This is a genomic window from Gordonia otitidis NBRC 100426, from assembly GCF_000248075.1.
GTDB lineage: Bacteria > Actinomycetota > Actinomycetes > Mycobacteriales > Mycobacteriaceae > Gordonia > Gordonia otitidis.
On the sequence record NZ_BAFB01000088.1, the window covers coordinates 1 to 8,982 of the forward strand.

The 8,982-nt window shown below is 66.5% G+C and carries 10 protein-coding genes; 5 read left to right on the top strand and 5 right to left on the bottom strand.

From position 1 onward, the window contains the following. Window positions 1-76 precede the first annotated feature (76 nt). Window positions 77-430 (bottom strand): DUF202 domain-containing protein, encoded by a 354-nt coding sequence (locus tag GOOTI_RS08640; protein WP_007238193.1) that lies wholly within the window; start codon window positions 428-430, stop codon window positions 77-79. Next, a complete protein-coding gene (locus tag GOOTI_RS08645) occupies window positions 427-786 on the bottom strand; it encodes a YidH family protein (protein WP_039993788.1) in 360 nt (119 codons plus the stop codon). Before GOOTI_RS08645 ends, GOOTI_RS08640 begins: the two co-directional genes overlap by 4 nt. A gap of 277 nt (window positions 787-1,063) precedes the next feature. On the opposite strand from GOOTI_RS08645, the gene GOOTI_RS08650 reads away from it, so the two are divergent. The 4 genes from GOOTI_RS08650 to GOOTI_RS08665 all read left to right on the top strand — a co-directional run bounded on the left by GOOTI_RS08650 (window position 1,064) and on the right by GOOTI_RS08665 (window position 5,072). After that, window positions 1,064-2,554, top strand: coding sequence for an ABC transporter substrate-binding protein (locus GOOTI_RS08650; RefSeq protein ID WP_007238195.1), 1,491 nt, complete (start codon window positions 1,064-1,066; stop codon window positions 2,552-2,554). A 46-nt stretch (window positions 2,555-2,600) separates the two neighbouring features. After that, complete coding sequence (locus GOOTI_RS08655; RefSeq protein ID WP_007238196.1) at window positions 2,601-3,509, top strand: ABC transporter permease; 909 nt, start codon at window positions 2,601-2,603, stop codon at window positions 3,507-3,509. A gap of 66 nt (window positions 3,510-3,575) precedes the next feature. Further along, window positions 3,576-4,427 carry an ABC transporter ATP-binding protein gene (locus GOOTI_RS08660; protein WP_007238197.1) on the top strand — a complete coding sequence of 284 codons (852 nt, stop codon included), beginning with the start codon at window positions 3,576-3,578 and terminating at the stop codon, window positions 4,425-4,427. A gap of 147 nt (window positions 4,428-4,574) precedes the next feature. Beyond that, window positions 4,575-5,072, top strand: a complete 498-nt coding sequence (locus tag GOOTI_RS08665) for an LURP-one-related/scramblase family protein (protein WP_039993791.1) — start codon at window positions 4,575-4,577, stop codon at window positions 5,070-5,072. A 24-nt stretch (window positions 5,073-5,096) separates the two neighbouring features. On the opposite strand, the gene GOOTI_RS08670 is transcribed toward GOOTI_RS08665, so the two are convergent. The 3 genes from GOOTI_RS08670 to GOOTI_RS08680 all read right to left on the bottom strand — a co-directional run bounded on the left by GOOTI_RS08670 (window position 5,097) and on the right by GOOTI_RS08680 (window position 8,164). Next, window positions 5,097-6,506 carry an acyl-CoA synthetase gene (locus GOOTI_RS08670; RefSeq protein ID WP_039993792.1) on the bottom strand — a complete coding sequence of 470 codons (1,410 nt, stop codon included), beginning with the start codon at window positions 6,504-6,506 and terminating at the stop codon, window positions 5,097-5,099. A gap of 51 nt (window positions 6,507-6,557) precedes the next feature. Then, window positions 6,558-7,487, bottom strand: coding sequence for a quinone oxidoreductase family protein (locus GOOTI_RS08675; protein ID WP_007238200.1), 930 nt, complete (start codon window positions 7,485-7,487; stop codon window positions 6,558-6,560). 65 nt (window positions 7,488-7,552) lie between these two features. Continuing rightward, complete coding sequence (locus tag GOOTI_RS08680; protein ID WP_007238201.1) at window positions 7,553-8,164, bottom strand: helix-turn-helix transcriptional regulator; 612 nt, start codon at window positions 8,162-8,164, stop codon at window positions 7,553-7,555. Window positions 8,165-8,416: 252 nt separating this feature from the next. On the opposite strand from GOOTI_RS08680, the gene GOOTI_RS08685 reads away from it, so the two are divergent. Then, a partial coding sequence (locus GOOTI_RS08685; RefSeq protein ID WP_039993787.1) for a hypothetical protein occupies window positions 8,417-8,982 on the top strand: 566 nt, incomplete at its 3' end.

The following is an 8,982-nucleotide window of genomic DNA, read 5'->3' on the forward strand; positions in this document are numbered from 1 at the left end:
CAACGACTCGTCGGCGCTGCTACACGGTCGGCTCAGCGTGCCGGATCCGTCCAACTGAATCCAACCACCGGCGGGCTCACAACAGCGCCGCGGTGATGAGCACGATGATCGTGACCATCACCGCGGCGCCTGTCGTCGTCATGGCAACGGTGTCGGCCCGGTGCAGGGGCACGGTTCGCTCGGAGAGTGCGCGACGGCGTCGTCGGCCGATCACGGCCACCACGAGGGCGGCTGCGGCTGCGACACCCGCCAGCGCGTAGACCAGCGGCGTCGGCGACGATTCTGGACGCAGCACGTCGCGGCCGGCCACCAGCAGGCCGTTGACGATGATGGCGATCGAAGTCCTGCTCCACGAGAGATCGGTGCGCTCGGCTTGTAGGCCACCGTCGGCTCCGTAGTCGGGGTCGGTGCCGGACTCGGGGTCGGTCATACCAACGCGAAGATCAGAGCGGTGACGACCGCGACGACTCCGATGACCACCAGCGCGATACCGAGGATCGCGATGAGCGGCGTTTTCGGCAGTGGGCGGTCGCGGCGGATCGCGTGGTCGTTGGCCCACCAGCGGCGCATGCCGCCCGCAGAGACGATGACGGCGAGAACCCCGAGCGACAGACCAAGCCCGTACCGAAACGCGGGATGGGTCGGATCCGGTAGGAACTGCAGCGCTGCGACAGCGGCCGCGAGGAGTCCGAGGGCGGTCCGCTGCCACGCCAGGAACGTGCGCTCGTTTGCCAGCGTGAATCGATAATCCGGTTCGTGCGACGGCTGGTCGGAACTCTCGCTCATGTCATTCTCGGGCACCTCTCCACTCTCGCGCAGGAACACGTCTCCGCGCCAACTCAACCCCCTGCGTAATCGTGTTGTCCGCCTGCGTAACCGGCGAACACCCGCTCACGTATGGATTCGACATTGATGCGAGATGAACTGTGTACCAACGGGTTCGGGGAAACAGCGATGCCTGCCATCCGGGTTGACGTAGCGGCGCAACTCGCTGACCTGGTGGCTTAACCGAGGTGCAATGGTGAGTCGCCCGGTTGTAACAGAATCCTCAGAGTCTTGATGCATGTCCAAGAGCACCACTTCGCAAGGCCGCAGCAGTACCGCATCGGCTTCCCGAGTCCGTAGTCGCGGTCGCCTGACGGTCGCCGCAGTCACCGTCGGCGCTGCCCTGTCGGGCATGCTCTCCGGCTGCGGCGTGGTCGGCGGCGACACGGTCACCGTCAATGTCGGTTACCAGTCCAAGACCATCAACACCGTCAATGCAGGCACCCTCATGCGCGACCGCGGGGAGTTCGAGAAGGCTCTCTCCGACGCCGGCAAGAAGACCGGGACCAAGTATCGCGTCGTCTGGCAAGACTTCTCCTCCGGCGCCCCGCTGACCGCGGCGATGATCGCGACCCACGTCGACATCGGGTCGATGGGCGACTACCCGTTGCTGACCAACGGCTCCAAGACCCGCAAGTACGACGACGCCGCGACGGAGTTCGTCGCCACCACCGGATACAACCTGCGCGGTTCGCTCAACCAGGTTGTGGTACCGAACTCGTCGAAGGCCACGACGCTGGCAGACCTCAAGGGTGAGAGCGTGTCTACCAGCCTCGGCTCGGCGGGCGACGGAATGTTCTCCACCGCGCTGCAGAAGGCGGGCATGTCGTCCGACGACGTGCACGTGGTCAACCAGGATCCCTCGATCGGTGCGGCGGCCATCGAAGGTGGGCAGGTCGACGCCCTCGCCCAGTTCGTTCCGTGGCCACAGCTCGTCGTCTTCCGCAACCAAGGCCGGTTGCTCTACGACGGCGGCGACAACGGAGTCCCGACCTTCCACGGCGTCGTCACCCGCAAGCAGTTCGCCGGCGCCCACCCCGAAGTGATCTCGGCGTTCGTGACGGCGATGTCGAAGACCAACGACTACCTGCGCACACAGCCTCTGCAGGCGGCCCAACGCCTCAGCAAGATCACCGGCATCGAACCCGAGGTCGCCTACCTCTACAACGGGCCCAACGGTCTCGTCTCCTTCGACCTGCCGATCAAACAGCAGTTCCGCGAATCCCTGCAGCAGGTCAAGAAGTTCCTGGTCAAGCGGAAGTCCGTGACGAAGGACTTCGACATCGACGGATTCATCAACGAGTCGGCCGTTCGTCACACGCTCGGAGCGTCGTACACCGCCCACCGCGACAACCTGGCCAACCCGACGCCGCTCACCGGCACCGACGAGCTCTGCAGGCTTCCGGTCGGCGACCCGGCAACGGCCTCCGAGGTGTGGTTCTCCGGCGACGACCACACGGTGCCGGCCGCCACGCCGAGCTGCCTGCTACGCCGAGTCGCCGACACGACGTCGCGCACACCGCGTGCCGTCTACGTCCCCGACGCCGTGACCGGCACCAAGCTGTTCGCCGACCACGCGACGTGGCTGGTCGATCCGGCAGCACCGGTCACCGCCCGCTATCTGCCCTTCGCCACCCAGGCCGGCGCAGCTGACTACCAGCGCAGCCACCCCGGGACCACTCCCGTCGACTATCGGACCGCGGTGTCGCAGTCCACCACCACCGACTGACCGCGCACGCACCGAGCGCCCACACCTCCAGGAAGGAACCCACACCATGGCATCCTCAGCCCCCACCACAACACGATCTGCCAGCGACGAGGACAACACGTCACGTCCGGCGTCCGCGTCGCCCTCGGTCCCGGTCGAGCCGCCGACAGGCCGGCGCAGCATCGTCGACGCCGTGCGAGCCCGCAAGCTCGCCGCCTCGATCCTCCTGCCACTCATCCCCATCGCCGCGTTCATCGCCGTCTGGTACCTGCTCACCGAGAATCAGGTCGTCGCCTGGTTGCGTTTCAACCGGATGCCGACCCCGGGCGCCGTCCTCGACAGCTTCGGCGAGCGGCTCGGTTCGAGCGCGTACTACGAGGATCTGCTGGCCAGTCTGCAGCGCATCCTGCTCGGCTTCGCGCTGGCCGCGGTCGTCGGCGTCGCCCTCGGCATGCTGATCGGCCGCTCCGAGATCGCCCGAAAGACGTTGCGCCCGTTCATCGAGATCGTCCGCCCGATCCCGGCCATCGCACTCGTGCCGCTGACGATCCTGCTCTTTCCGTCGAGCGAACAGGGCATCGTCTTCATCACCTTCTTCGCGGCATTCTTCCCCGTGCTCGTCAGCACCATCCACGCGATGGACTCGCTGCCCAAGGTGTGGGAGGAAGCGGCGTACACCATGGGGGCCAGCCGTACGACGATCCTGCGGCAGGTCGTCCTGCCGGGTGCCCTGCCAGGCATCTTCTCGGGTCTGTCGGTCGCGATGGGCGTCGCCTGGATCTGCGTGGTCAGTGCCGAGATGATCTCCGGGCAGTTCGGCATCGGCTACTACACATGGCAGGCCTACGGGCTGCTCGACTACGCGGGAGTCGTCGTCGGCATGCTCTCCATCGGGGCCCTCGGTCTGATCACCGCATGGATCGTCGAGATGATCGGCCGCCGCATCAACCACTGGCTGCCGCGCGCTAAGCACTGAATCACCAGCACTGAATCCCGCAGCCACACTCCCGAACACAAGCCACCACACAGGAAGCGCAATCCCATGGCACACAACACTGAAACACGACGCCGCTCGGCCGCCACCCGCGCCGCAGCCATCCAGGCTCGGTTCACCAGTGACATCCCCGTGAGCAACGACGGTCCCGGCGCCGCGGTGAACCTCGATCGACTCCAACTCGGTTTCGACGGCAAGGTGGCCGCCAACATCACGCTCGACATCGAGCCCGGTGAGGTCGTCGTCTTCCTGGGGCCGTCGGGCTGCGGCAAGTCGACCATCCTGCGCGCCCTCGCCGGGCTCCTCACCCCGATGGGCGGCGAGGCGACCGTCAACGGACGACCCGTCACCGGCAACGACGCCCACTGCGCGATGGTCTTCCAGGAGGACGCGCTCTTCCCGTGGCGTACCGCGGCCAAGAACGTGCAGTTCCCGCTGCGGTTGCGCGGACTGGGACGCTCGGAGTCGAAGCGGGAGGCCGCGAAGTACCTCGACCAGGTCGGCCTGAGCGCTTACCTCGACCATCTGCCGAGCCACCTGTCCGGCGGCATGCGCCAGCGCGTGCAACTCGCACGCACACTCGCCTGCGATCCGTTGGTCATGCTGATGGACGAGCCGTTCGGCGCCCTCGACGCACAGACCAGGCTCGACATGCAGCAACTGCTGATCTCGGTCTGGGAGCAGACGCGCATGACCATCCTGTTCGTCACGCACGACGTCGACGAGGCCCTGCTCCTCGCCGACCGGGTCGTACTCCTGACCCACCGACCGGCGAGCGTCGCCGACGTGATCACCATCGAGAATCCGCGCGACTCGCAGGCCCAGTTCACCGAGGAGTACCAGCGCAGGCGCCAGTCGATCCTCGAGTTCCTCGGGCATGCCCCCGTCGGAGCGCACTGAGCAGCGCACACTCGACGTACACCAGCGCCCAGTCGTCCCGTCCACGGTGTCGACTGGGCGCTTTGTGGTGTCGGGTGTGCGCTGTGCGCCGTCGACTGGGCGTACCGCAGCGTCAGTATGGTGGAGTAAACGGTACGGAGGGTGATCGTGTCGCGGCTCTTCATCAAGCAGAAGGTCTTTTCTGTCGGCGAGAAGTTCACGGTGTTCGACGAACTACAGCAGCCCCGCTACTTCGTGCGCGGGAGCTTCATGCAGATTCCGAAACGGTTCACCGTCACCACGGCGTCGGATGTACCGGTCGCGCAGATCACGAAGACGGTGTTCAGCTTTCTGCCACGGTTCACCGTCGAGATGGAGGGCGTCGGGCTGGTCGCCACGATCCGCAAGGAGTTCAGCTTCTTCAAGCCGAAGTACTCGGTCGACGGCGCTGCGCTGAGCGTCTCGGGCGACTGGTGGGACATGAACTTCTCGGTGTTCCGCGCGAACCACGAGGTGGCGCGCATCCATCGGAAACTGTTGAGCTGGGGAGACACCTACGAGGTCGACATCGCCGACGACGCGCTGGAGGCGATGATCATCTCGCTTGTCGTCGCCATCGACCGCGTGCGGTCCGAAGAATCGAGCGCCAACGCAGCCACGATGTGACAGAACATCGCCGACGAACTCCTCTCAGTTGCCGAGCAGTTTCTTCTGAACCTTGCCCATCGCGTTGCGGGGAAGGCCATCGACGCGCCGGATCTCCCTGGGCCGTTTGTGATGTGACAACTCGGCGGCCACCAGTTCGATGAGTTCGTCGTCTGGCACAGCATCGCCGACCACGTAGGCGACGATTCGTTGCCCGAGGTCGTCGTCGGCCACACCGATCACGGCGACCTCGTCGACGGCGGGATGCCCGAGCAGCACCGTCTCGATCTCGCCGGCGCCAACACGGAAACCGCCCGACTTGATCAGATCGGTGGATGCCCGCCCGACGATCCGGTGCATGCCGTCGGGATCGATGACCGCGACATCGCCGGTTGCGAACCAGCCGTCGTCGAGCCAACTCTCCGCAGTCGCTTCCGGCCGATTGAGGTACCCGGTCCCCACCATCGGTCCGCGAACGTGCAGATCCCCGACGGTCTCACCGTCGTGGGGTAGGTCGGTTGTGCCGGAATCGATCTCAGCGCTCCGTAGCCGTGTCTCGACGCCGCGCAGCGGAAGTCCCACCCAGCCGGGTCGACGCTCGCCGTCGAACCGGGTCGACACGGTGATCATGGTCTCGGTCATGCCGTACCGTTCGACGATCTCGTGTCCGGTCAGGTCTCGGATTCGTTCGAACACCGGCACCGGCAGCGGGGCGCTGCCCGAGACGAGCAGTCGCGCGGACGAGAGCCGTTGAGCTGCTGCGGGATCGGAGCCGATCCGCGTCCACACGGTCGGCACGCCGAAGAACATCGACGCACCAGCGGCAGCGGCTGCGGCGTAACCGGCAGGTGTCGGCTTCACGGTGTGGATGAGGCGACCGCCGCGTCGCAGGGGCCCGAGTACTCCCAGAATCAGTCCGTGGACGTGGAACAGCGGGAGGCCGTGGGCGAGTACGTCGTCGGCAGTCCAGGCCCAGGCGTCGGCGAGAGCGTCGAGTCCGGCTGCGATGGCGCGCCGAGTGATGGGGACGCCCTTCGGAAGTCCGGTGGTTCCCGACGTGTAGAGGATCAGCGCGGTCGACTCGCCGGGCGGTTCGGGATGCGAGTGCCACGACCGGGCGAAACGTCGGATCGGGATGCCCGGCAGCGTCGTCGACTCGGGTGCGGCTCCGAGCCACGCCTGTGCGCCGGAATCGGTCAGGATGTGGTCCAGTTCGCGGGGCCCCGAATCCGGTGGAACCGGCACGATCGGCACACCCGCGATCAGACCGCCGACCACGGCGAGCACGGTCTCGATCGTCGGATGAGCGAGGACTGCGAGTGTGCGGGCGCCGCGGATGCGCTCGGCGACGGCAGTCGCAGCACCGACGAGATCTTCGCGCGAGAGTGCGTCGTCGCCGACGGTCACCACGTCGGGAACATCGGGAGCAGCGGGTACGAGGTAGGGCAGCAGCACGTCTTTCACTGTGTCACGTCTGCGGCTCCGCGATCACGGGAGCCGCGATCACTACACCGTGAGCGCGACCTTCCCGCCCGTGTGGCCGCCGGAAACCAATTCCAGCGCGGTGCGCGCCTGCGACAGATGGAAGGTCTGCGCGATCGGCACGACGAGATCACCCGCTGCCGCGTGTGCGATCAGGTCCGCGCGTACGGAGTCGCGGTAGGCGGCGCTCTCGGGCTGTGTTCCCCCGAGCGCGACGAACCCGTCGCGCTGAGCACGGTCGCGCGCCACGATGGTGACGATGCGTGATCGGTCGGCCACCAACTCTTCCGATGTGTCGACGGCTTCGTCGGTGCCCGCGGCGTCGAGTGCTGCTGCGATGCCATCGGGGGCAGCAGCACGGACGCGGTCGGTCAGTCCCGGCCCGTATTCGACTGGGAGACCGCCGAATGCGGCGACCCGCTCGAAACCATGACGGCTGGCCGTGCCGATCACGGTGATCCCGCGTAGGCGTGCGAGTTGCAGGACCGCCACGCCCACCGCACCCGACGCCCCGTGCAGCAGGATGGTCTCGCCGGTCACCGCACGCGCTGCCCTGAGCATGTCTGCCGCCGTCGTCCCGGCCAGCAAGAGGTTCGCGGCCTCGGGGAAGCCGACCGTCGACGGCTTGGCGAACACCTTCTCCGCGGGCACCGTCAGTGCGGTCGCGTACCCGCCGTACACCCGGAAGGCGAGCACGTCGTCGCCGGGAGCTGCTGAGCCGGAGGCGATCTCGGTTGCGGGACCGAGCGCTGCGACAACGCCCGCCACCTCGTAACCGATCGGGACGGGAAAACTCGACGCTGCCTGCGCGTGCTTCAGGTCTGCCGGATTGACCCCTGCGGCCAGGACCTCGATGCTCACCTCGCCCGGCCCGGGTGGGTGCAGTTGATCGTCGATGAAGGCGAAGTCGTCGAGACCGCCCGGTCCGGTTGCCACCCACCGCTGCACACGCATGGTCCAAGCCTACTGACCTGCGTGACGTGTCCAGCGTTCGTCAGCGCCCAGCACGTGCCGACGGCTCAGAGTTGTTCCGGCCGCACCCAGCCGTCGGCGATGAGGGCAAGCAGCAGTTCCGCCTTGTTGGCGACGGGCCGCCCTGCGTCGAGGTAGCGCTGCCGCACCCGGCGGTAATGCTCGCGGGCGGTGCTCTCTGCGATGAAGAAGCGGCGTGCCGTTTCGCGCAGCGTTGCGCCGAGGACGTACGCGGTGAGGACCTCCCGCTCCCGTTCGGTGACGTGGACGCGGGGAATCCGAGGATGACCCGGCTCCGACCGGCCGGCCAGCCCCGTCAGCACGTCGAGCGCGTGTCCCGGATCGGTGATGTCGACGGTGCGCGGGTCCGACACCGGTACGCCTACGGTTCCGATCATGCAGCCGTTCAGCGCGCGAATGGATCGGACCTGCGCGATACGGCGCTGTGAACGGACGATCGTGATGGCGGGGGAGTCCAGGCCGCCGAGGGAGTCGGTGGCGTGATCGAGGTCGATGATGACTGCGTGTAGGCCTGCGTCTTCGACGAACACCGCGAGCGCGGAGTCGATGACGTCGTGCTCGGCGATGATGACTGCAGTGGCGACTGTTTTCAGAACAGGCGTCGGATTGTCGATCTCTCTGACGAAGTCGACGGTCATGGTTCTCCCCGGGTAATGCGCGCTGCCCTGACGGAAGCGCGAATCTGACGTGATGCGGCCGGTCTCACCGGTTAGGTGAAATCGTGCCCCCGACGCGCGCGCAAGTCATCACTTGTGATGACATTGCGGTGTGGCAATGGCGCGCGAAAACGCCCAATTGACCGAGCGTAGTACTAAATCACGCACGAACTGATCACATGTGCACGTGATTACGCATGAAGGTGTGAACGAACGAGGAGTGCCGTGGAAGGCATGCGCATCCTGATCGCGTCTCCGCTCGGAGATGTGGTGGCTGAGCCGATTCGAGCGACGATCGAGTCTGCGACGGTAGTGGTCGCACACGACCGAGACGAGTTCGTCCGTAGCGTGTTCGGGCGAGTCAGATTCGACGTCGTCTCCGCCGACCTCATCTTCAACCGCCCTGACGCCGAGTGGACGTTCGACGGCCTCGACGTGCTCGACGGCCTCGGGCAGGCGGACCGGCTTGCGCCGGTCCTGCTGGCAACCCAGGGGCACTCGATGGAGACCGATCACCTGGAGGAAGCGCGATTGCGCTCAGACGTCTGGGGTGTGGTCGCCAAGGCTGACGGGTTCGGTCCCCTCGTCGCCGCGCTGCGCACCATTGCGCACGGAGAGAAGCTGGCCGACAACACGCCCTCGCCGCGCTATCCGCCGCTGTACGAATTGTTCACCGGGAGAAGAGGTATCACCGCCGCCCGGATGGCCGGCGCCATCGCCGCGGGTAATGCCTCCGACAACGCGACGCTTGCATCGATCGCCAAGGTGTCGCCGAACACTGCGAACAAGGTGACCAGCCA